This is a genomic window from Pseudomonas sp. CCNWLW23 (assembly GCF_037095675.1).
GTDB classification, from domain to species: Bacteria; Pseudomonadota; Gammaproteobacteria; order Pseudomonadales; family Pseudomonadaceae; genus Aquipseudomonas; species Aquipseudomonas atacamensis.
Genome location: NZ_JBAWKM010000020.1, coordinates 80,517 through 102,376, shown reverse-complemented (window position 1 = coordinate 102,376; position 21,860 = coordinate 80,517). Strand labels below are relative to the sequence as shown.

19 protein-coding genes are annotated in these 21,860 nt (G+C 61.4%); 9 read left to right on the top strand and 10 right to left on the bottom strand.

What is annotated here, in order from left to right; translation table 11 throughout:
• Positions 1-159: 159 nt before the first annotated feature.
• The 4 genes from V8J63_RS22355 to V8J63_RS22340 form a co-directional block, all read right to left on the bottom strand.
• The gene (locus V8J63_RS22355; RefSeq protein ID WP_130888267.1) at positions 160-1,134 is read right to left on the bottom strand and encodes a FecR domain-containing protein; all 975 of its coding nucleotides are present in this window, start codon (positions 1,132-1,134) and stop codon (positions 160-162) included.
• The gene (locus V8J63_RS22350; RefSeq protein ID WP_189691481.1) at positions 1,131-1,607 is read right to left on the bottom strand and encodes an RNA polymerase sigma factor; all 477 of its coding nucleotides are present in this window, start codon (positions 1,605-1,607) and stop codon (positions 1,131-1,133) included. The genes V8J63_RS22355 and V8J63_RS22350 overlap by 4 nt, the downstream gene beginning before the upstream one ends.
• 242 nt (positions 1,608-1,849) lie before the next feature.
• Positions 1,850-2,557 carry a 3'-5' exonuclease gene (locus V8J63_RS22345; RefSeq protein ID WP_130888266.1) on the bottom strand — a complete coding sequence of 236 codons (708 nt, stop codon included), beginning with the start codon at positions 2,555-2,557 and terminating at the stop codon, positions 1,850-1,852.
• Complete coding sequence (locus V8J63_RS22340) at positions 2,554-4,488, bottom strand: putative nucleotidyltransferase substrate binding domain-containing protein (RefSeq protein WP_336464637.1); 1,935 nt, start codon at positions 4,486-4,488, stop codon at positions 2,554-2,556. Before V8J63_RS22340 ends, V8J63_RS22345 begins: the two co-directional genes overlap by 4 nt.
• 255 nt (positions 4,489-4,743) lie before the next feature.
• On the opposite strand from V8J63_RS22340, the gene V8J63_RS22335 reads away from it, so the two are divergent.
• A complete protein-coding gene (locus V8J63_RS22335; protein ID WP_130888264.1) occupies positions 4,744-5,190 on the top strand; it encodes a response regulator in 447 nt (148 codons plus the stop codon).
• Positions 5,191-5,316: 126 nt separating this feature from the next.
• Here the strand turns inward: V8J63_RS22335 and V8J63_RS22330 are convergent, their stop codons facing one another.
• Positions 5,317-7,494 carry a malate synthase G gene (locus V8J63_RS22330; protein ID WP_130927167.1) on the bottom strand — a complete coding sequence of 726 codons (2,178 nt, stop codon included), beginning with the start codon at positions 7,492-7,494 and terminating at the stop codon, positions 5,317-5,319.
• Between the two features lie 623 nt (positions 7,495-8,117).
• Here V8J63_RS22330 and V8J63_RS22325 point away from each other — a divergent pair.
• On the top strand, positions 8,118-8,636 hold the full coding sequence (locus V8J63_RS22325; RefSeq protein WP_016772854.1) for a glycine cleavage system protein R: 519 nt from the start codon (positions 8,118-8,120) through the stop codon (positions 8,634-8,636).
• Positions 8,637-8,858: 222 nt separating this feature from the next.
• Here V8J63_RS22325 and rarD read toward each other — a convergent pair whose 3' ends face one another.
• The 5 genes from rarD to V8J63_RS22300 all read right to left on the bottom strand — a co-directional run bounded on the left by rarD (position 8,859) and on the right by V8J63_RS22300 (position 14,591).
• Positions 8,859-9,746 carry an EamA family transporter RarD gene (gene rarD / locus V8J63_RS22320; RefSeq protein WP_041476730.1) on the bottom strand — a complete coding sequence of 296 codons (888 nt, stop codon included), beginning with the start codon at positions 9,744-9,746 and terminating at the stop codon, positions 8,859-8,861.
• A gap of 142 nt (positions 9,747-9,888) precedes the next feature.
• Positions 9,889-10,863, bottom strand: coding sequence for a serine/threonine protein kinase (locus tag V8J63_RS22315; RefSeq protein WP_336464636.1), 975 nt, complete (start codon positions 10,861-10,863; stop codon positions 9,889-9,891).
• A 165-nt stretch (positions 10,864-11,028) separates the two neighbouring features.
• The gene (locus V8J63_RS22310) at positions 11,029-12,930 is read right to left on the bottom strand and encodes a PhoX family protein (protein WP_024014570.1); all 1,902 of its coding nucleotides are present in this window, start codon (positions 12,928-12,930) and stop codon (positions 11,029-11,031) included.
• 70 nt (positions 12,931-13,000) lie between these two features.
• Positions 13,001-13,765, bottom strand: coding sequence for a TOBE domain-containing protein (locus tag V8J63_RS22305; RefSeq protein ID WP_336464635.1), 765 nt, complete (start codon positions 13,763-13,765; stop codon positions 13,001-13,003).
• Positions 13,766-13,856: 91 nt separating this feature from the next.
• Positions 13,857-14,591 carry a ComF family protein gene (locus tag V8J63_RS22300; RefSeq protein ID WP_130888259.1) on the bottom strand — a complete coding sequence of 245 codons (735 nt, stop codon included), beginning with the start codon at positions 14,589-14,591 and terminating at the stop codon, positions 13,857-13,859.
• Between the two features lie 91 nt (positions 14,592-14,682).
• Here V8J63_RS22300 and bioB point away from each other — a divergent pair, with 91 nt between their 5' ends.
• The 7 genes from bioB to V8J63_RS22265 all read left to right on the top strand — a co-directional run bounded on the left by bioB (position 14,683) and on the right by V8J63_RS22265 (position 21,765).
• The gene (gene bioB / locus V8J63_RS22295; protein ID WP_016772860.1) at positions 14,683-15,738 is read left to right on the top strand and encodes a biotin synthase BioB; all 1,056 of its coding nucleotides are present in this window, start codon (positions 14,683-14,685) and stop codon (positions 15,736-15,738) included.
• 160 nt (positions 15,739-15,898) lie between these two features.
• Complete coding sequence (bioF, locus tag V8J63_RS22290; protein ID WP_130888258.1) at positions 15,899-17,077, top strand: 8-amino-7-oxononanoate synthase; 1,179 nt, start codon at positions 15,899-15,901, stop codon at positions 17,075-17,077.
• Complete coding sequence (locus V8J63_RS22285) at positions 17,070-17,801, top strand: alpha/beta fold hydrolase (protein ID WP_130888257.1); 732 nt, start codon at positions 17,070-17,072, stop codon at positions 17,799-17,801. Before bioF ends, V8J63_RS22285 begins: the two co-directional genes overlap by 8 nt.
• Positions 17,794-18,603 (top strand): malonyl-ACP O-methyltransferase BioC, encoded by an 810-nt coding sequence (gene bioC / locus V8J63_RS22280; RefSeq protein WP_130888256.1) that lies wholly within the window; start codon positions 17,794-17,796, stop codon positions 18,601-18,603. The genes V8J63_RS22285 and bioC overlap by 8 nt, the downstream gene beginning before the upstream one ends.
• Positions 18,600-19,280, top strand: a complete 681-nt coding sequence (bioD, locus tag V8J63_RS22275; protein ID WP_122506069.1) for a dethiobiotin synthase — start codon at positions 18,600-18,602, stop codon at positions 19,278-19,280. The genes bioC and bioD overlap by 4 nt, the downstream gene beginning before the upstream one ends.
• Positions 19,281-19,388: 108 nt before the next feature.
• On the top strand, positions 19,389-19,685 hold the full coding sequence (locus V8J63_RS22270) for a hypothetical protein (protein ID WP_016772865.1): 297 nt from the start codon (positions 19,389-19,391) through the stop codon (positions 19,683-19,685).
• A 274-nt stretch (positions 19,686-19,959) separates the two neighbouring features.
• Positions 19,960-21,765 carry a phenylacyl-CoA dehydrogenase gene (locus V8J63_RS22265; RefSeq protein WP_024014564.1) on the top strand — a complete coding sequence of 602 codons (1,806 nt, stop codon included), beginning with the start codon at positions 19,960-19,962 and terminating at the stop codon, positions 21,763-21,765.
• Positions 21,766-21,860 lie beyond the last annotated feature (95 nt).

Below are 21,860 nucleotides of genomic sequence, written 5' to 3'. Positions count from 1 at the left end.
GTTGTGCGGCTGATGGCGCCTTCGCGAGCAGGCTCGCTCCCACACTGATCGTTCCCACGCTCCGCGTGGGAATGCCTCAATGGACGCTCTGCGTCCGCTTCGGCAGGGACGCAGAGCGTCCCGGGCTGCATTCCCACGCAGAGCGTGGGAACGATCATGTCAAGGGGCGGAGGGTTCCGCCTTCGCCACGGTGACCCAATACGGCGTATGCCGCTCGATCTGCACCGGCAGGGTCGGCAGCAAAGCGCTCAGGGCCTTGTCGATGTCATGCAACGGAAAACTGCCGGTAATGCGCAGATCGGCCACTTCCGGCGCCACGCCCAGATGCCCGCGACGATAGCGCCCGAGCTCATGCACCAGATCGCCCAGCCGTGCGTTGTCCACCACCAGCATGCCGCGCGTCCAGGCATCGGCGCCGGGGGCGAGGGCGGCAATCGAGCCCAGCCCGTCACTGCGCAACAGCACCTGCTGGCCTTCGCGCAGAACCAGTTCTTGCGGGTTGGCCTGGGCATGGGCCGCGACCGCCGACTGCAACACGCTCAGGCGTGTGCCATCGTCCTCGCGCTTGACCAGAAACCGCGTGCCCAGCGCGCGCATGCTGCCTTCGCGGGTTTCGACGATAAACGGCCGCGCGTCGCCATGCCCGGTCTCGACGAGGATTTCGCCCTCCTGCAACACGATCAAGCGGCGTTCGTCATCGAAGCGTACGTCGACCGCGCTGTGGGTATTGAGGTTGAGCAGAGTGCCGTCGGACAGGCGCACGGTGCGCTGTTCACCGGTGGCGGTGCGCTGATCGGCGAGCCAGTAATCCAGCGGCAGGTAGCGCTCGCTGACAAACAGCCCCAGACCGATCATCACCACGACACTGGCCAGCCCGCTGCCGAGTTTGCGCACGCGCCGGCGAATGCCTTCGCGCGATTGCAGCAACGCGCTTCGGGCCGGGCCTTTGGCGACGCTGAAACGCTGATCGAGCATGCCCAACTGACGCCACGCGCGGGCGTGTTCTTCATGGGCGGCATGCCATTTAGCGAATTCTTCACGCTCCAGCGCGGTGCTCGAGTCGAGGGTCAATTGCCAGGCAATCGCCGCGTCCAGCACATGCGCCGGCACCGGGCGCGAACTGGCCGCCGTCATGTCGGCTCACCGTACAGGGCGATGTAGCACTGGCGCAGGCCTTGGGCCAGATACTGCCGCACGCGCGGTACCGAGACACCGAGTTTGTCTGCGATTTCGGCGTGGCTGAGGCCGTCGAGGCGGTTATACAGGAAGGCCGCGCGGGCCTTGGTCGACAACTTGCCGAGCAGGCGATCAATGGCTTTGAGGTCGTCGAGGATCATTTGCTGTTCTTCCACCGACGGTTGTTCGTCTTCGGGGATCAGCATCAGTTCGGTGAGGTAGGCCTGTTCCAGCGCGGCGCGGCGGAAGTAGTCGAACAACAGGCCTTTGGCGATCGCCACCAGAAACGCCCGAGGTTCGCGCGGCGTCAGCAGTTCGTCGCGGTTGAGCAGGCGCACGAAGGTGTCCTGGCTCAGGTCTTCGGCACGCTGCGGACACGCCACATTGCGCCGCAACCACGCCAGCAGCCAACCGCGATGGTCGCGATACATCGCACCGACGAGCTCACTGTGGGGGTTGGGCACTGACGACACCGGACATCACCGATTGGGAAATGTTAACTAACGAGAATAGTTCGCGATTCTGGCAGAGGTGGGAATGGTTAGCAATTGGCCACTGGTCAGGTGATAGGGCTGCATGCCTCTGTAGGAGCTGCCCAAGGCTGCGATCTTTTGATCTTGCTGTTTATAAAATCAAAAGATCGCAGCCTGCGGCAGCTCCTACAGGGGTAGCGCTAGAAAGAGTGAGTTTGCTGCCGCCGCTTCCACTGGCTCAACCGCTGCTGCAACTGCAACGGACTGTAAATCTGCTGCGCCCGCGCCCGGCTGAACAGAATCAATGCCAACTCCGCCGTGGCCAGCGCATCGGCACTCGCGTTATGCCGCTCGAACACTTCAAGCCGGAACCACTCGATCCACTCATCCAGCCCGGCCTCGCGAATCTGCGCCTGCGGACATAACAGCGGCGCAATGTCCGCCACATCCAGAAACACATGCTGCAGCTTATGCCCCAAGTGCTCCTTCACTGCACGCCCGAGCATGTGCTGATCGAACGGCGCATGAAACGCCAGCACCGGGCTGTCGCCGATGAACTCCAGCAACTCCAGCAACGCTTCCGCCGGGTCGCTGCCTGCGGCAATCGCATTCGGCCCCAAGCCATGAATCAGTACGCTGGGGCTGAGCTTCAGCTCGCGACATTGCAGCGTGCGCTCGAACTGCTGACTGAAATCGATCGCGCCGTCCTCGATCACCACGGCGCCGATCGACAGGACCCGATCCTTGCTCATATTCAGGCCGGTGGTTTCCAGGTCCAGCACCACCCAGCGCTGCCCGCGCAGGCTGCATTCGTTCAGCTCGGCGAGCGCCGGCAGCTTCGCCAGCCGCTGCTGCGAGTCCGCCGACACCACGGGGCTGGCCGGGCGTAGCCAGGAGAACAGGCTCATAGCTGATACCGCAAGGTCAGGCTGCTTTGCAGGCGCTGCGCCTGGCGCAGGGATTCGCGCAGGATGCGCCGGTCGAGATGATTGAGGCTGTCGGGATCGACGCGGTTGGAGTACGGCTGATTTTCCCGGGTTTGCAACTGATGCTGCTGCATGCGCGTTTGTTGAATGAAGTGATAGGCCTCTTCATACGCCGCGCCGTCGAGCGGCTCGATGACCTCTTTATCGACCAGTTGGCGAAAGCGTTCGAGGGTGTTGTTGGCGTCGATGCCGTTGGCCAGCGCCAGCAGACGGGCGCCGTCCACGAACGGCGTCAGGCCCTGGATTTTCAGATCCAGCGTGGCCTTCTCACCGTTCTTGCGGGCCAGCACGAATTCACGGAAGCGCCCAACGGGAGGGCGATTGCGCAGCGCATTTTCGGCGAGCATGCGCTGGAACAGACGATTGTCAGCGACTTGATCGAGGATGCCCCGGCGCAATTGCTCGCAGCCTTGCTCATCGCCCCAGACCACGCGCAGGTCGAAATAAATGCTCGAGCCCAGCAGGTTCTCCGGCGTGGCTTCGCGGATGAACGCCGCAAAGCGCCGCGCCCATTCGGCCCGCGACAGACACAGCTCGGGATTGCCGGCCATGATGTTGCCCTTGCACAGAGTGAAACCGCACTGCGCCAGGCTCTGGTTGATTTGCTGGGCAATCGGCAGCAGCTTGCCGCGTATTTCTGCTGCGTGCGCCGCATCGCGAGCATCGAACAGGATGCCGTTGTCCTGGTCGGTGTGCAGCGTCTGCTCGCGTCGGCCCTCGCTGCCGAAACACAGCCAGATGAACGGCACGCCCGGGTCGCCCTTTTCCGCGAGGGTCAGTTCAATTACCCGACACACCGTGTGATCGTTGAGCAGGGTGATGATGTGGGTAATCTGCGTCGAAGACGCGCCGTGGGCGAGCATGCGCTCGACCAGTTGGCCGATCTCGCCGCGCAAGGTCACCAGTTGTTCGACTCGCTGCGCGCTGCGGATGGTCCGGGCGAGGTGGACCAGATCGACCCGTTGCAGGGAGAACAGATCACGCTCGGACACCACGCCGCACAAGCGTTGAACCTTGACCAGGCAGACGTGAGCAATGTGCCGCTCGGTCATGGCGATCGCCGCATCGAAGGCGCTGTGATCCGGCGACAGATAAAACGGTGATCGAGTCATGTGCTGTTCGATGGCGTCGCTGAAATCACCGACACCTTCGGCGACCACATGGCGCAAATCGCGCAGGGTGAAAATCCCCAGCGGCGCCTTGTGCTCATCCACCGCGACGATGCTGCCGACCTGTTGCTCGTGCATCAGCTTCACCGCTTCACGCAACGGCGTCTCGGCGCTGCAAGTCACCGGATGGCGCATCGCAAGTTCACCGAGACGGGTGTTCAGCGAGTACTGGGTGCCGAGGGTCTCCACGGCTTTTTGCTGGACTTGCTGGTTGACCTGATCGAGCAGGCTGCTGACTCCGCGCAGGGCGAAGTCGCGGAAGGCGCTGGAGAGGGCGAACAGTTTGATGAACGCCAGTTTGTTCAGTTGCAGGCAAAAGGTGTCTTCGCCCGCCAGGTGCTCGGTGCGTGTGGCGCGTTCACCGAGCAGCGCGGCCAGCGGAAAGCATTCGCCGGTGGTGATTTCGAAGGTGGTCTCGGTGCCGGGTTTGGTGATGTGCTGGCGTTCGCCGACCACTCGCCCCTGTTTGACGATATGAAAGTGTTCCACCGGGCCGTCGGCCGGTTTGATGATGCTTTCGCCCTGGGCAAAAAAACGCAGCTGACATTGCTCCACCAGATAGGCGAGGTGGGCATGTTCCATCTGATTGAAGGGCGGGAAGCGCTGGAGGAATTGCAGGGTGCCCTGAATGTTCTGCAACACCGCGGTTTTCCCTGCCTGGGTGAAGGCGTCCGCTTTGCTCATAACCATTACCGCAGTCTTTTTCGAATTGTTGTTGTCGGATCGTTGCGACCATGGTCGGCCCCGGCGGGCAGGGTGCCCATTGGACGTAAGTCTAGGTTTTGCCACCATTGGCCGATTTTCGGAAATAACCTACGCAAAAGCTCGGAAAAGCTTGCGCTAGCCACTTGGAAAAAATTCCGACGAAGTGCACATTGAAGCGCTGTCCGGTGATGTCTGACGACTTGCCAGGGATTGTTTGAACATTTAGAGAGCGCCATGTCCGACCACGATATTTTGAGCGACGCCGAGCGGGAAGCGCTCAGCGCAGTGATGCTCGAACCTGATCTGCCGCCGCAGCGTGTCCTGATCGTCGACGACGACAAGGACGCCCGCGAGCTGTTGTCGGAGATTCTCGCGCTGTACGGCATTCGCTGCATGACCGCAGCCAGCGGTGAAACCGCGCTGAAAATGCTCGATGAAAAGCCTTCGATCGGCCTTGTGATTACCGACCTGCGCATGGGCAATGTCGACGGCCTCGAGCTGATTCGCCAGGTGCGTGAATCGGTACGGGCAGCGATGCCGATCATCATCGTCTCCGGCGATGCCGACGTGAAAGATGCGATCGAAGCGATGCACTTGAGCGTGGTGGATTTTCTGCTCAAGCCGATTGATACGGGGAAGCTGCTTGAGTTGGTGAAGCATGAATTGGGCATCGAGCCTTAAGATACATCCCGTTGCCCAGCAGATGATCGTTCCCACGCAGAGCGTGGGAACGATCAATCCACCTCAAAAACAAAAAGGCCCTGATCTCTCGATCAGGGCCTTTTTCATTCCAACCATCAACTCAAGTCACAGACCATTCTTGGCCTTGAACTCGCGACGACGACGGTGCAGCACCGGCTCGGTGTAGCCATTCGGTTGCTTGGTGCCTTCGATCACCAGTTCGACCGCCGCCTGGAAGGCGATGTTGCTGTCGAAGTCCGGTGCCAGCGGGCGATACAGCGGGTCGTTGGCGTTCTGGCGGTCAACCACCGGCGCCATGCGCTTGAGGCTTTCCATCACTTGCTCTTGGCTGACGATACCGTGGCGCAGCCAGTTGGCGATGTGCTGGCTGGAGATACGCAGCGTCGCACGGTCTTCCATCAAGCCGACGTCGTTGATGTCCGGCACTTTCGAGCAGCCGACACCCTGGTCGATCCAGCGCACCACGTAACCGAGAATGCCCTGGGCGTTGTTGTCCAGTTCGTTCTTGATCTGCTCTGGTGTCCAGCTTGGGTTCACTGCCAGTGGAATGGTCAGGATGTCGTCCACCGAGGCGCGGGCACGTTTGGCCAGTTCGGCCTGACGCGCAAACACGTCAACCTTGTGGTAGTGCAGGGCGTGCAGCGCAGCGGCGGTTGGAGAAGGGACCCAGGCAGTGTTGGCGCCGGCCAGCGGGTGAGCGATCTTCTGCTCAAGCATCGCGGCCATCAGGTCCGGCATCGCCCACATGCCTTTACCGATTTGCGCACGACCTTGCAGGCCGGTGCTCAGACCGATGTCGACGTTCCAGTTCTCGTAGGCGCCGATCCACTTCTCGGCCTTCATGTCAGCCTTGCGCACCACTGGGCCGGCCTCCATGGATGTGTGGATTTCGTCGCCGGTGCGGTCGAGGAAACCGGTGTTGATGAACACCACGCGCTCGCTGGCGGCCTTGATGCAAGCCTTGAGGTTGACCGTGGTGCGGCGCTCCTCGTCCATGATCCCGACTTTCAGGGTGTTGCGCGGCAAGCGCAGGACATCTTCGATGCGCCCGAACAGCTCGTTGGTGAACGCCGCCTCTTCCGGGCCGTGCATTTTCGGTTTGACGATGTACACCGAACCGGTGCGGGTGTTGCGTCGCGAGGTGTTGCCGTTGAGGTTGTGCATTGCGGCCAGGCAAGTCACCAGACCGTCGAGGATGCCTTCCGGCACTTCGTTGCCTTGGCTGTCGAGGATCGCATCGATGGTCATCAGATGGCCGACGTTGCGCACGAACAACAGCGAACGACCGTGCAGGGTCACTTCACCGCCATTGGGCGCGGTGTAGGTGCGATCCGGGTTCATGGTGCGGGTGAAGGTCTGGCCGCCCTTGGACACGGATTCCGCGAGGTCGCCCTTCATCAGGCCGAGCCAGTTGCGGTAGATCACCACTTTGTCGTCGGCATCGACGGCGGCCACGGAGTCTTCGCAGTCCATGATGGTGGTCAGCGCCGCTTCCATGAGAATGTCTTTGACCCCGGCGGCATCGGTCTGGCCGACCGGAGTGCTGGCATCGATCTGGATTTCGAAGTGCAGGCCGTTGTGCTTGAGCAGCACCGCGATCGGCGCGTTGGCGTCGCCCTGGAAGCCGATCAACTGAGCGTCATCGCGCAGGCCGCTGTTGCTGCCGCCCTTCAGAGTGACGACCAGTTTGCCGTCAGCGATTTTGTAGCCGGTCGAATCGACGTGGGAGCCGGCGGCCAGTGGTGCGGCTTCATCGAGGAAAGCACGGGCGAAAGCGATGACTTTGTCGCCACGCACCTTGTTGTAGCCTTTGCCTTTTTCCGCGCCGCCGTCTTCGCTGATCGCGTCGGTGCCGTAGAGGGCGTCGTACAGCGAGCCCCAGCGGGCGTTCGAGGCGTTGAGCGCGAAGCGCGCATTCATCACCGGCACGACCAGTTGCGGGCCGGCGGTGCGGGCGATTTCATCGTCGACGTTTTGCGTCGTCGCCTGGAAATCAGCCGCTTCTGGCAGCAGATAACCGATCTCTTGCAGGAAAGCTTTGTAGGCCACGGCATCGTGCGCCTGGCCGGCATGCTGCTGATGCCAGGCATCGATGCGCGCCTGGAAGTCATCGCGTTTGGCGAGTAGGGCTTTGTTCTTCGGCGCCAGGTCGTGAATGACCTTGTCGGCACCTTCCCAGAATTGTTCGGCGGTGAGGCCGGTACCGGGAATGGCTTCGTTGTTCACGAAGTCGAACAGGACTTTGGCGACCTGCAGGCCACCGACTTGAACGTGTTCAGTCATTGCTTGCCTCACTCTGCTCAGCTATTTCGCTTTTCAGCTCGTCAATTTAACAATGAAGCTTCTGGCCATTTAAACCACAAACCTGCGGACCAGTACATGCCATTACTGGCGGCTGGGCTAGGACCAATCAACGGCTTGGAGGCCTTGCTGACGGGGCTTTCAGGATTGCGAAGGGCCTTGGGCAGACATCGATCCAGCTTTATGTAGTGCGCGCTGCGGCATACTACATGATGAGTTGCGCTTGTGAAAATCAGACTAATTACGTCGTTCTGCGACCTCATGACGCATTGCGGTCACGTCGCGGAACGGGATGTTCTCAAAAAAGCATTGGATTGTTCCAGTTAAATATCGAAAGTTGTACACATAATTACTGTGGGCCTGCTAAGGAGCAATTTGGGTGTAACGATTTGTGGCGAGGGGATTTATCCCCGTTGGGTGGCGAAGCCGCCCCCTGCGGTCCGGCTGGCAGACCCAATTGGCAGGACTCACGACTGCTGCGCAGCCGGACGGGGATAAATCCCCTCGCCACAGGTCATCATCTGCCAGCACTGGGTCAGGCTGAATCAATCCGCTTGCCTATACTTGCCCTTCGATAACAAAAGTCATGACAAGAGGGCTGCGCCATGGACCATCTCGTACTCACCGTTTTCGCCCCGGACAAGCCCGGGCAGGTCGAGCGCATCGCCCAATGCATTGCCGAGCACGGCGGCAACTGGCTGGAAAGCCGCATGTCACGCATGGCCGGGCAGTTCGCCGGGATTCTGCGCGTGGGTGTGCCGGCGGAGGCTTACGACGAACTGGTCGATGCCCTGCAAGCGCTGTCGGCCCATGGCATTCGGGTACTGATTGCCGAAAGCGGAGTGGAGCAGTCCTGCACGTGGAAACCGATCGCTATGGAACTGGTCGGCAATGACCGACCGGGTATCGTCCGCGATATCACTCGGCTGTTGAGCGAGCAGGGTGTGAACCTGGAGCGACTGGTAACTGAGGTGCGCCCGGCGCCGATGAGCAGCGAGCCGCTGTTTCACGCCGAGGCGATTCTGGCGGTGCCACTCACCTTGTCGCTCGACGTTCTGCAGGCGCGCCTGGAAACCCTGGCCGATGATCTGATGGTCGAACTGGTGTTACGCACAGAGGTTTAGCGCAGACAGGGTTATTCAGGTTTAACGTGCACCTGCCTGTGGATAACCTGTAGAGACAGACCGCCACGCCACGCCGGCCGTGGCTTTGCGCAGGTTGATCAAAAAACCGCCAGCATTCAGTGACTTGCGCACAAACGGCGGGGATCACGCTGTGGATAAGCTTGGGAAGGAACGATGCAGGCCACGAGAACCGTGGCCTGCAGAGGTTTGTGCGTTTTTTGATCAGGCGCGCCGGCGCAAACTTATCCACGCATCAACGCTATAGACCGCCAGGCCGGCCCAGATAAACATGAACGCAACCAGCGTGCTGGACGACAAATGCTCGCCAAACAGCAGCACGGCTTGCAGCAACACCAGCGTCGGCGCGATGTATTGCAGGAAGCCGATGGTGGTGTAGGGCAAGTGGCGGGTAGCGGCGTTGAAACACACCAGCGGCACCAGTGTCACCGGGCCGGCGGCCACCAGCCACCAGGCTTCGGAGGTGGTCCAGAAGGCCGGCTGCACACTCGTGGCAGTCTGATTGAACAGCAACCATGCAATCGCGATCGGCACCAGCATCCAGGTTTCCACCACCAGCCCCGGCAGCGCCTTGACCGGCGCCTGCTTGCGGATCAGACCATAGAAACCGAAGGTCAGCGCCAGCGCCAGCGACACCCACGGCAGACTGCCGACCTGCCACACCTGCTGCGCTACGCCGATGGCCGCGAGACCGACCGCAACCCACTGCATGCGCCGCAGCCGCTCGCCAAGGATCACCATGCCCAACAGCACGTTGACCAGCGGATTGATGTAGTAACCCAGACTCGCCTCGAGCATGCGGCCGTTGTTCACCGACCACACGTAGGTCAGCCAGTTGGCCGCGATCAGCGTGCCGCTCAAGGCAAGAATCGCCAGGCGCTTGGGATTGTCGAGCAACTCGCGCAGCCAGCCCGGGTGTTTCCACACCATCAGCAGCAACGCACCGAACAGCGCCGACCACAGCACCCGATGGATGATGATCTCGACGGCCGGGACTTCGGCGATGGCTTTGAAATAGATCGGGAACAGGCCCCAGATGATGTAGGCGCTCAGGCCCAGAATGTACCCGCGACGCGGGTTGGCGGCTTGCATGCAGAATCCTTGCTCAGGCAGCTGACAAAGGAGGGATTGTAAGGAAGTTTGTCCGCGAATGTCGTAGACCAATGTTCATGGAATTGCGAACACCGATCTTGTGGGAGCGAGCAGGCTCGCTCCCACAGGTTTCAGGTTTGAATCAGAAGAGTTTCAGCGGTTCTTCATTCAGTGCCGCCAACTGTTCACGCAACGCCAGCACCTGGGCGCCCCAATACCGCTCCGTGCCAAACCACGGAAAGCTGTGCGGGAATGCCGGGTCGTCCCAGCGCCGCGCCAGCCAGGCGCTGTAGTGCATCAGGCGCAAGGCGCGCAACGGTTCGATCAGCGCCAGCTCGCGCGGGTCGAAATCATGGAATTCGTTGTAGCCGTCCATCAATTCCGACAACTGCCCGAGACATTCCTGGCGATCGCCGGCAAGCATCATCCAGATGTCCTGCACCGCCGGGCCCATGCGGCAGTCGTCGAGGTCGACGATGTGGAACATCTCGTCGCGGCACATCATGTTGCCGGGGTGGCAATCGCCGTGCATGCGGATGTTCTGGTGCAGCGTGGCGGCGTAGACATCTTCGACGCGCTTGAGCAGGTCTCGGGCAACCGACTCGTAAGCCGGCAGCAGGCTCTTTGGAATGAAATTGCCTTCGAGCAGGGTGTTCAGCGAGGCATGGCCGAAGTTCTGCACCGCGAGGGCTTCGCGGTGCTCGAACGGCTTGGTGCCGCCCACCGCATGCATGCGCCCGAGCAACTGGCCAAGGCGATAGAGTTGATCAAGATTGCCCGGCTCCGGCGCGCGGCCACCACGACGCGGGAACAGGGTGAAGCGGAAGCCGGCGTGCTCATGCAGGGTTTCGCCGTTGTGGATCAGCGGCGCTACCACCGGGATGTCGATGTCGGCCAGTTCGAAGGTGAACTGGTGCTCTTCGAGAATGGCCTCGTTGGTCCAGCGCTGCGGACGATAGAACTTGGCAATCAGCGGCTCGGAGTCTTCGATACCGACCTGATACACACGGTTTTCGTAGCTGTTGAGCGCCAGAATGCGCGCATCGCTGAGGAAACCGATGCTTTCAACGGCATCCAGGACGAGATCGGGGGTGAGGGTTTCAAACGGGTGGGCCATGCTGACTCCTGCGCGCAGCAGGCTGCTGCGTCCGGCTCGGCATGGTAGCGCAGATGGCAGCGGGGGAGGTGGTTGGTGTCATTGCTGATGCCATCGCTGGCAAGTCAGCTCCCACAGGTTTTGCGCAAGACCTGTGGGAGCTGGCTTGCCAGCGATGAGGGTTTATCAGGCGCCGACGATCCCACCATCCTCGCGAGTAATCGCCATCACCGAGGACCTTGGCTTGCCATTCGGCAGATGCTCGGGGAATGTCGAACCGCCGTTCTCGCCGGGATGCTGAATCCCGACAAACAGGGTTTTCTGATCCGGCGAGAAGCTGATCCCGGTCACTTCGCAACCCACCGGCCCGACCATGAAACGGCGAATCTCACCGGTCGCAGGATCGGCGCAGAGCATCTGGTTGTTGCCCATCCCGGCGAAGTCGCCAGCGTTGCTCGAGTCGCCGTCGGTGAGAATCCACAGGCGTCCGGCCTTGTCGAAACCCAGACCGTCGGGGCTGTTGAACATGTTCTGCGGGGTGATGTTGGATGAGCCACCCTTCGGCGTCCCGGCATGCACGCCCGGGTTGCCGGCGACCACAAACAGATCCCAGGCAAACGTCTTCGAGGCGTGATCGTTGCGGTCGGTACGCCAGCGCAGAATCTGCCCGTAAACGTTCTTCTCGCGCGGGTTTGGACCGCCCACCGGTTGCCCGTCTTCACCGCGCTTGGCGTTGTTGGTCAGGGTGCAATAAACCTGGCCGTCCTTGGGGCTGACGACGATCCACTCCGGGCGGTCCATGCGTGTTGCGCCAACGACGCTGGCGGCAAGGCGCGCGTGAATCAGCACTTCAGCCTGATCGGCAAATCCGCTGCTGGCGTCGATGCCGTTCTTGCCGTGGGTCAGTTCGATCCACTGGCCCTGGCCTTTCGGGTGATCAGGGTTGCCGTCGCCGGCATCGAATTTGGCCACATACAACGTGCCGTGATCGAGGATGTCGCGGTTGGCTTTCTGATTGCGATGGTTGATGCGGTCGCGGCTGACGAATTTGTAAATGAACTCGCCACGCTCGTCGTCACCCATGTACACCACAGCGCGACCATCGTCGGTCTCGGCCAGCGCGGCGTTTTCATGTTTGAAGCGGCCCAGCGCGGTGCGTTTGACCGGAGTCGATTGCGGATCGAATGGATCGATCTCGACCACCCAGCCGTGACGGTTGAGCTCGTTAGGGTTCTTGGCCATGTCGAAGCGCGGGTCGTGCGGGTGCCAGTTGATGTCCTTGCTGCTGGCGACAACGCCGTAGCGCTTTTGCGCGGCATCGAACTGCTGCTGGGCGTTGCTGCTCCCGAAGCAGTCGGTGAAGTTTTCTTCGCAGGTCAGATAAGTGCCCCACGGCGTCTTGCCGTTGGCGCAGTTCTGGAAGGTGCCGAGGACTTTTTTGCCGTGCTTGTCGGCAGCGGTTTTCATCAAGTCGTGGCCGCGGGCCGGACCGCTGATGCGCAGCGGCGAGTTACCGTGAATCCGACGGTTGTAGCGCGAGCCCTGGACGAATTGCCACTGGCCGTTCTTGCGCTGCACTTCGATCACCGACACGCCTTCGCAGGCCAATGCCTTGCGCACGTCTTCAGCCGACTGCGGCATGCCGCCATGCGGATATAGATAGCGATAGTTGGTGTATTCGTTGTTGATCGCCATCAGCGCGCGGTTCTTGTCGTCCGGGAAGGCGAACAGGCTCATGCCGTCATTGTTGTCGCCGAACTGCACTTCCTGTGCGGCAGCGGTGCCGTTACCGCTCGGATCGAAGGCCGGGCCGTTCTTGTGCAACGGCTGGCCCCAACTGATCAGCACCGAAGATTTGTAGCCCTTGGGCAGGCTGATGGCGTCGGTGGTCGCCGCCGGAATGCTCTCGAAACCGAGCAGGCGGCTGTTGCCGGCGCTGACGCTGGCGGCCATGACGCTGCGGCTCAACAGGTTGCCGCCAAGGAACATCGCCGCGCCGCACAAGGCACCGGCGCTGATGAAACCGCGACGGCTGAGGCCGACCATTTTTTCCAGATCAGTGGATTGGTTTTCTTCTAATAGGCTCACATCAGGCTCCCTGCTTGGTTATGGGCAACACCTTAATGCGGGTCGATGACGCTTTTGTGGCAGGGACAAATCAGAGCGGCGTGCCGATCAGCACGTTGGACGGCGCGCATTGCACCTGCACCGCAGACCCCACGGCGAGTTGCTGGTTGCGCAAGTGCAGCGGTTCGGCCAAGGCGCAAAGTGTCTGGCCGTTGGGCAGGGAAATGCGCACCTCGCTGGGACCGTCCTCGGCATCGAGGATGGCTTCGATGGTGCCGCGCAGGACATTGTGTCCGGGCGTGGCCGGCTGATCGGTGCCGAGCAGTTCAAGCCAGCCAGCCTTGATCAGCGCCATGACTTCGGTACCGACCTGCAATTCCAGATGCACGGTGCTGTCGTGGGTGATCTGTGCCTCCAGAGCAATGCCTTCTGCCAGTTCGAGGCGGATCAGATCGTTGCGCCCCTGCGCCTGAATGGCCGCGACCGTGCCGTGCAGCTGATTGCGCGCGCTGGTCCTGAGCATCAACCGCCCGAGCAGGTCGAGATCACTGGCGTCTTCCGCCGCTTCCAGCACCTGCGCCTGCAATGCCTGCAATTTCTGATACAGGCGCAGCACCCGCTCGCCCTCGCTGGACAGTCTGGCGCCGCCACCACCCTTGCCACCCACCACGCGCTCGACCAAGGGTTTCTGCGCCAGGTTGTTCAACTCATCGATCGCATCCCATGCCGCCTTGTAACTGAGCCCCGCGCTTTTCGCCGCGCGGGTGATCGAGCCCTGCTCGGCAATGTGTTGCAGCAGGGCAATGCGCTGCGGGCGGCGGACGATGTGCTGGGACAGCAGGGTGGGCAGGGACATGGCAGAACGCTTCTGGCTCGGGCGATGAGAGGGACGTTGGCCACTTGCAACGCGCGAGTCAAGCCGAACACACAACCTGTAGGAGTTGAGCTCAGGTACCGGGCTTCGGCGTACGAGCCAGGCAATACACATTAACCCGCGCCGCACCAGCATTCATCAACAACCGCGCCAGTGCCTGAGCGGTCGCGCCCGTGGTCAGAACATCATCCACCAGCGCGAAATGGCGGCCGCTTACCTCTGCATCAGGCGCCAGCGCAAAGGCATTGCGCAAATTGCGTTTGCGCGCCTTGGCGTCGAGATCCTGTTGGGCGTCGGTGTCCATGACTCTCCGCAGCAGCTGTTCTTCACACGGCAAATCCAGCGACACACTCAACCAGCGCGCGAGCATCGCCGCTTGATTGAATCCTCGCCGACGCAGTCGTTTATTCGCCAACGGCACCGGTAGCAACACATCGGGTCGCGGCAAGTCCTCGGCGAAGCGATGCTGCAGGTATTGGCCGAGAACGTCGGCGAGCAGGTGACCAAACGGCCATTTCGCGTTGTGTTTAAACCGTGTAATCAGACTGTCCACGGGGAAGCCATAAACCCAGGGCACGGCAACCTGCTCGAAGGCCGGAGGCTCTAGCAGGCACTCGCCGCAAGTCAGGCCATCCGCCGCCAGCGGCAAAGCGCAGCTCTGACAATGGCTGCCGAGCCAGGGCAATTCGATTTCGCAGGCCTCGCACATTGGCATTTGTGCTTCTGCGGGCTCATCGCACAGCAAACAGGTCTGTACGTTTTTTAAACAGATGTAAACCTGTCCTTGGTATTGCGGTTGACAGCGCATCGCTCTTCCTTAAATATGCCGAACATCCGTGTAGCGCCTGTGGATATTCCATTTTCCCCGGCGCCAGCCAAGCATAACCAAGGAATTGCCCATGAGCGCGAGCACCACTGCCACCCTGCGTCACGATTGGTCTCTGGCCGAAGTCAAAGCACTCTTCGTACAGCCATTCAACGACTTGCTGTTCCAGGCGCAAACGGTGCACCGCGCACATTTCAACGCCAACCGCGTGCAGGTCTCGACACTGCTGTCGATCAAGACGGGCGCCTGCCCGGAAGACTGCAAGTACTGCCCGCAGTCCGGGCACTACAACACCGGTCTGGAAAAAGAAAAACTGATGGAAGTGCAGAAGGTCCTCGAAGAAGCGGCCCGCGCCAAAGCCATTGGTTCGACGCGATTCTGCATGGGCGCGGCGTGGAAACATCCGTCGGCCAAAGACATGCCGTATGTGTTGAAGATGGTTGAAGGGGTGAAAGCCTTGGGCCTGGAAACCTGCATGACCCTCGGACGTCTCGATCAGGAGCAGACCGAGGCGCTGGCCAAGGCCGGTCTCGATTACTACAACCACAACCTCGACACCTCGCCGGAGTTCTACGGCAGCATCATCACCACCCGCACTTACAGCGAACGTCTGCAGACGCTGGCTTACGTGCGTGAGTCGGGGATGAAAATCTGCTCCGGCGGCATTCTCGGCATGGGCGAATCGCTGGACGATCGCGCCAATCTGCTGATCCAGTTGGCCAACCTGCCGGAGCACCCGGAGTCGGTGCCGATCAACATGCTGGTGAAAGTCGCCGGAACGCCGCTGGAAAACGCCGAAGACATCGACCCGTTCGACTTCATCCGCATGCTCGCCGTGGCGCGCATCCTCATGCCGCAATCTCACGTGCGCCTGTCCGCCGGTCGCGAAGCGATGAACGAGCAGATGCAGGCCCTGGCTTTTTTCGCCGGCGCCAACTCGATTTTCTACGGCGACAAATTGCTCACCACCGCCAACCCGCAGGCGGACAAGGACATGCAATTGTTCGCGCGCCTCGGTATCCAGCCGGAGGCTCGCGAAGAGCATTCCGATGAGGTTCATCAGGCTGCGATCGAGCAGGCACTGGTGGAGCAGAAGAGTAGCGAGCAGTTCTACAACGCTGCGGTGTAATAAACCGCGCGGATTGCCCTGAAGGAATGCAAAACCCCTGTGGGAGCGGGCCTGCTCGCAAAAGCGGTTTGGCCGCCAACATCCCTGTTGGATGTGACGCCCATTCGCGAGCAGGCTCGCTCCCACAGGGGATCTGTGTCATTTGAAAATCGAGGCCTGCATGTCATTCGATCTCGCCGCACGCCTTGCTGCCCGCCGTGCCGACAACCTCTATCGGCAGCGCCCGCTGCTCGAATCGCCGCAAGGGCCGGAAGTGGTGGTGGACGGCCAGCCGCTGCTCGCTTTCTGCAACAACGACTATCTGGGCCTGGCCAATCATCCGCAGGTGATCGAAGCCTGGCGCGCCGGCGCTGAACGTTGGGGTGTCGGCGGTGGCGCGTCCCATCTGGTGATCGGCCACAGCAGCCCGCATCACGCGCTGGAAGAAGCACTCGCCGAACTGACCGGACGCCCGCGTGCGCTACTGTTCACCACTGGCTATATGGCCAACCTCGGCGCGGTCACCGCGCTGGTCGGGCAGGGCGATACGGTGCTCGAAGACCGGCTCAATCATGCCTCGTTGCTGGACGCGGGCCTGTTGTCCGGCGCGCGTTTCAATCGCTATCTGCACAACGACGCCGAAAGCCTGGGCAAACGCCTGGAGAAAGCCATTGGCAACACACTGGTGGTGACCGATGGCGTATTCAGCATGGACGGTGACATCGCCGACCTGCCGGCGCTGGCCCGCGCGGCCAAGGCCAAAGGCGCGTGGCTGATGGTCGACGATGCTCACGGCTTCGGCCCGTTGGGCGCCAACGGTGGCGGCATCGTCGAGCATTTCGGCCTGAGCCAGGACGATGTGCCGGTGCTGGTCGGCACTCTCGGTAAAGCCTTCGGCACCGCCGGGGCCTTTGTCGCTGGCAGCGAAGAGTTGATCGAAAGCCTGATCCAGTTCGCCCGCCCGTATATCTACACCACCAGCCAACCACCGGCGCTGGCCTGCGCGACGCTGAAAAGCCTCGAGCTGTTGCGCAGCGAACACTGGCGCCGTGAACACTTGCAGACGCTGATTCGCCAGTTCCGCCACGGCGCCGAGCAGATCGGGCTGGAGCTGATGGACAGCTTCACGCCGATCCAGCCGATCATGATCGGCGATGCCGGCCGCGCGGTGCGGCTGTCGCAAATGCTCCGCGAGCGCGGCTTGATGGTGACCGCGATCCGTCCACCGACCGTGCCGGCCGGCAGCGCGCGGTTGCGCGTGACTCTGACCGCCGCCCACAGCGAGGCGCAGGTGCAACAGTTGCTGGAAGGGCTGGCAGATTGTTTTGCCCGATTGTCATTGGAGCCAAGCCATGCGTAATCGTCTGATTCTGCTGCCCGGCTGGGGCCTCGGCGTGTCGCCGCTGGAACCGCTGGCCGCAGCATTGCGTGGCCTCGACGAACATCTGCAAGTCGAGATTGAACCGCTGCCGGAGCTGGACTCCGCTGACCTTGAAGACTGGCTCGACGAACTCGATGCGCGCATTCCACAGGAAGTCTGGCTCGGTGGCTGGTCGCTGGGCGGCATGCTCGCCTCTGAGTTGGCGGCACGACGCGGTGAGGCGTGCTGCGGGCTGCTCACGCTGGCAAGCAACCCTGCGTTTGTTGCTCATGAACAGTGGCCGAGCGCGATGCCCAGCGAGACTTTCGATGCGTTTCTTGCCGGTTGCCAGGCCGATCCGCGTACCACGCTCAAGCGCTTCGCTCTGCTATGTGCGCAAGGTTCGCCAGATCCGCGTGGCTTGTCGCGGTTGCTGCTCGGTGGCGCGCCAGCCACCGCGCCGGCCGCGCTGATGGCAGGGCTGGAGCTGCTTGCGCAACTGGACACACGCCAGGCGTTGCAGGGGTTTCGCGGGCCGCAGTTTCATCTGTTCGGCGGACAGGATGCGCTGGTCCCGGCGGAAGCGGCCGGTGCATTGTTCGCGCTGTTGCCGGATATCGAAATTGGTCTGATCGAACAGGCCAGCCATGCTTTTCTGCTGGAGGACCCGCACGGAGTCGCGGGCGCGATCCAGGCTTTTCTTCATGAGTGCGCTGATGACTGACCTGTCCCTTGTGCTGCCTGGGGGCTTGCCCGACAAGCGTCAGGTGGCGGCGTCTTTTTCCCGTGCTGCGGCCAGTTACGACAGCGTCGCCGAGTTTCAGCGTGACGTCGGCACGCAGCTGCTTGAGCGTTTGCCTGGGAGTTTCATGCCGTCGCGGTGGCTTGATCTCGGTTGCGGCACCGGCTACTTCACCCGAGCGCTGGCCTCGCGTTTCACCCAGGGCAGCGGTGTCGCGCTGGACATTGCCGAGGGCATGCTCAATCACGCACGGCCGTTGGGTGGCGCTGAGCATTTCATTGCTGGCGATGCCGAACGGCTGCCGTTGCAGGATGCGAGCGTCGATCTGATTTTCTCCAGTCTCGCGGTGCAATGGTGCGCCGACTTCGAGGCGGTGCTCAGCGAAGCCATGCGCGTGCTGAAACCGGGCGGGATTTTTGCGTTTGCTAGTCTCTGTACAGGGACGCTGTTCGAGTTGCGTGACAGTTGGCAGCAGGTCGACGGGTTGGTGCACGTCAATCGCTTCCGCGAGTTCGCCCGCTATGAACAGTTATGTGCCGGCAGTGGCTTGCGCACTGTGACTCTGGAAAATCAGCAGCACGTGTTGCATTACCCGGATGTGCGCAGCCTGACTCACGAGCTGAAGGCGCTGGGTGCACACAATCTGAATCCCGGCCGGCCGGGCGGTTTGACCGGACGGGCGCGGATTCTCGGGCTGATCGACGCGTATGAGCGGTTCCGTCAGGCGTCGGGGCTGCCGGCAACGTATCAGGTGGTGTACGCCGTGTTGGAGAAACCTCTATGAGCGCAGCCTATTTCATCACCGGTACCGACACCGATGTCGGCAAGACCACGGTTGCTGCCGGATTGCTCCATGCGGCGCGGTCGGCAGGCTTGAGCACGGCGGCGGGCAAACCGGTGGCTTCCGGGTGCGACGTCACGCCCAAGGGCTTGCGTAATTCCGATGCCTTGGCGCTGCTGGCCGAATGTTCCTTGCCGCTGACTTATCAACAGGTCAACCCGGTGGCGTTCGAGCCAGCGATCGCTCCGCATCTGGCGGCGCGCGAAGCAGGTGTGGCGCTGACGGTGCAATCGCTGCTGGCGCCGATGCGCGGGATTCTGGCGATGAACGCCGATTTCACCCTGATCGAAGGCGCGGGCGGCTGGCGGGTGCCGTTGGCGGACCAGGACAATCTCTCGGATCTGGCGATTGCGCTGCAGCTGCCGGTGATTCTGGTGGTGGGCGTGAGGCTGGGGTGCATCAGTCATGCGTTGCTGACCGCCGAGGCGATTGCCCGCGACGGTCTGCAATTGGCGGGGTGGGTGGCCAATATTATCGATCCGAAAACTTCGCGGCTGGAGGAAAACCTTGCGACCCTGGCCGAGCGCATTCCCGCGCCGTGCCTGGGCCGGGTGCCTAAACTCAAGGCGTTGAGCGCCGAAGCGGTGGCCGAGCATTTGCAACTGGATTTGCTCGATTAAGTTTCTCGCTATGAACAGGCACTGTGCCATTAGTGTTTTTGACGGGTGTTTTGCTGGCGCGTCTGCTTCAATGGCGAGCATTGATCCTTTGCAGGGATGAGAGTGACGATGGAAATCTCCGGCAACACAGCTTTTTATGCGGGGCTGAGCTCGATTCAGTCCGGGCAGAACCGCGTCGATCAGGCGGCCAGCCAGATCGCCAACAACACTATCGAACGTTCGGTGACCAGCCAGTCGTCCGAAGTGCAGGTCAATCGCCTGCGCGGCGTGGATCGCGCACAAGAATCGGATCTGGCGAGCAATATCGTCGAGCTGTCGCAGGGCAAGATCCAGGCAGAGCTGGGTGTGAAGGTAGCCAAGGCGTCCGACGAGGTGCTCGGGACGATCATCGATACCTTCGCCTGATCGAACTTGTTGTTGACCCCGAAACGCCGCGCCCTGTCGCGGCGTTTTTCGTTTAAGTCCTTCTTGCTCAACTAATCTTTTTACAACGCCCGTGGCTTGAGTGAAGTCGCGGCGATTTCCAGTTTCCGGCATTTGGATAACGTGATGACGAACGGCAAAAGAACGATGCTTGACAAGATTTCGGCGTAAACGTATGTTTCAAACAACTGTTTGACCGTTACAACAACTCAACACGGTCGTTCATTCCCGGTTACATCAGCAGAGGTTTATCGCTATGCCTGACTACAAGGCCCCCTTGCGTGATATTCGCTTCGTTCGTGACGAGCTGCTCGGCTACGAAGCGCACTATCAGAGCCTGCCAGCGTGCGCAGACGCCACGCCGGACATGGTTGACGCCATCCTCGAGGAAGGCGCCAAGTTTTGTGAGCAGGTACTGGCGCCGCTGAACCGCGTGGGCGACATCGAAGGTTGCACCTGGAGCGAGTCCGGCGTGAAAACCCCGACTGGCTTCAAAGAGGCGTACAAGCAATTCGTCGAAGGTGGCTGGCCAAGCCTGGCCCACGACGTTGAGCACGGCGGCCAAGGTCTGCCTGAGTCGCTGGGCCTGGCGGTGAGCGAAATGGTCGGCGAAGCCAACTGGTCGTGGGGCATGTACCCAGGCCTGTCGCACGGTGCGATGAACACCATCTCCGAGCACGGCACCCCTGAGCAGCAGGAAGCCTATCTGACCAAACTGGTCTCCGGCGAATGGACCGGCACCATGTGCCTGACCGAACCGCACTGCGGCACCGACCTGGGCATGCTGCGCACCAAGGCCGAGCCTCAGGCCGACGGTTCCTACAAAGTTTCCGGCACCAAGATCTTCATCTCGGCCGGCGAGCACGACATGGCGGACAACATCGTCCACATCGTACTGGCGCGTCTGCCCGATGCTCCGGCTGGCACCAAAGGCATCTCGCTGTTCATCGTTCCAAAGTTCCTGCCAAACGCCGATGGCACCATTGGCGCGCGCAACGCAGTGAGCTGCGGTTCGCTGGAACACAAGATGGGCATCCACGGCAACGCCACTTGCGTGATGAACTTCGACGGTGCCACCGGTTACCTGATTGGCCCGGCGAACAAAGGCCTGAACTGCATGTTCACCTTTATGAACACCGCCCGTCTCGGTACCGCGCTGCAAGGTCTGGCTCACGCCGAAATCGGCTTCCAGGGCGGTCTGAAATACGCTCGTGATCGCCTGCAAATGCGCTCGCTGACTGGCCCGAAAGCGCCGGACAAAGCCGCTGACCCGATCATCGTCCACCCGGACGTGCGCCGCATGCTGTTGACCATGAAGGCGTTCGCCGAAGGCAACCGCGCGATGGTCTACTTCACTGCGAAGCAGGTCGACATCGTCAAATACGGCGTCGACGAAGAAGAGAAGAAGAAGGCCGACGCACTGCTGGCATTCATGACCCCGATCGCCAAAGCGTTCATGACCGAAGTCGGTTTCGAAGCCGCCAACCACGGCGTGCAGATCTACGGCGGCCACGGCTTCATCGCCGAGTGGGGCATGGAGCAGAACGTTCGCGACAGCCGCATTTCGATGCTGTACGAAGGCACCACCGGCATCCAGGCCCTCGACCTGCTCGGCCGTAAAGTACTGATGACTCAAGGCGAAGCTCTGAAAGGCTTCACCAAGATCGTCCACAAGTTCTGCCAGACCAACGAAGGCAACGAAGCCGTCCAGGAATTCGTCGCGCCACTGGCTGCACTGAACAAGGAATGGGGCGAGCTGACCATGAAGGTCGGTATGGCCGCCATGAAAGACCGCGAAGAAGTCGGCGCGGCCTCCGTGGACTACCTGATGTACTCCGGTTATGCCTGCCTGGCCTACTTCTGGGCGGACATGGCGCGTCTGGCTGCGGAAAAACTGGCTGCCGGCACCAGCGACGAGGCGTTCTACACCGCCAAGCTGCAAACCGCGCGCTTCTACTTCCAGCGCATCCTGCCGCGTACCCGTACGCACGTGGCCACTATGCTTTCGGGTGCTGGCAACCTGATGGACATGAAAGAAGAAGACTTCGCACTGGGCTACTAAGCCTTAACACAGTCTGAGGAAAACCGCTGCTCCCGTTAGGGGGCAGCGGTTTTTTTTGTTTGCGGATCGCTCAGATAGTCGAGCTTCCGGCCGTT

Bases quoted from the DNA above. Each gene is read 5' to 3' on its own strand.
- bioC (WP_130888256.1), top strand. From the start codon at position 17,794: ATGACTGACCTGTCCCTTGTGCTGCCTGGGGGCTTGCCCGACAAGCGT.
- V8J63_RS22270 (WP_016772865.1), top strand. From the start codon at position 19,389: ATGGAAATCTCCGGCAACACAGCTTTTTATGCGGGGCTGAGCTCGATT.
- V8J63_RS22350 (WP_189691481.1), bottom strand. From the start codon at position 1,607: ATGTATCGCGACCATCGCGGTTGGCTGCTGGCGTGGTTGCGGCGCAAT.
- V8J63_RS22265 (WP_024014564.1), top strand. From the start codon at position 19,960: ATGCCTGACTACAAGGCCCCCTTGCGTGATATTCGCTTCGTTCGTGAC.
- V8J63_RS22335 (WP_130888264.1), top strand. From the start codon at position 4,744: ATGTCCGACCACGATATTTTGAGCGACGCCGAGCGGGAAGCGCTCAGC.
- V8J63_RS22305 (WP_336464635.1), bottom strand. From the start codon at position 13,765: ATGTCCCTGCCCACCCTGCTGTCCCAGCACATCGTCCGCCGCCCGCAG.
- bioF (WP_130888258.1), top strand. From the start codon at position 15,899: ATGTCATTCGATCTCGCCGCACGCCTTGCTGCCCGCCGTGCCGACAAC.
- V8J63_RS22355 (WP_130888267.1), bottom strand. From the start codon at position 1,134: ATGACGGCGGCCAGTTCGCGCCCGGTGCCGGCGCATGTGCTGGACGCG.
- V8J63_RS22315 (WP_336464636.1), bottom strand. From the start codon at position 10,863: ATGGCCCACCCGTTTGAAACCCTCACCCCCGATCTCGTCCTGGATGCC.
- V8J63_RS22330 (WP_130927167.1), bottom strand. From the start codon at position 7,494: ATGACTGAACACGTTCAAGTCGGTGGCCTGCAGGTCGCCAAAGTCCTG.
- V8J63_RS22300 (WP_130888259.1), bottom strand. From the start codon at position 14,591: ATGCGCTGTCAACCGCAATACCAAGGACAGGTTTACATCTGTTTAAAA.
- V8J63_RS22325 (WP_016772854.1), top strand. From the start codon at position 8,118: ATGGACCATCTCGTACTCACCGTTTTCGCCCCGGACAAGCCCGGGCAG.
- V8J63_RS22345 (WP_130888266.1), bottom strand. From the start codon at position 2,557: ATGAGCCTGTTCTCCTGGCTACGCCCGGCCAGCCCCGTGGTGTCGGCG.
- rarD (WP_041476730.1), bottom strand. From the start codon at position 9,746: ATGCAAGCCGCCAACCCGCGTCGCGGGTACATTCTGGGCCTGAGCGCC.
- V8J63_RS22285 (WP_130888257.1), top strand. From the start codon at position 17,070: ATGCGTAATCGTCTGATTCTGCTGCCCGGCTGGGGCCTCGGCGTGTCG.
- bioB (WP_016772860.1), top strand. From the start codon at position 14,683: ATGAGCGCGAGCACCACTGCCACCCTGCGTCACGATTGGTCTCTGGCC.
- V8J63_RS22340 (WP_336464637.1), bottom strand. From the start codon at position 4,488: ATGAGCAAAGCGGACGCCTTCACCCAGGCAGGGAAAACCGCGGTGTTG.
- bioD (WP_122506069.1), top strand. From the start codon at position 18,600: ATGAGCGCAGCCTATTTCATCACCGGTACCGACACCGATGTCGGCAAG.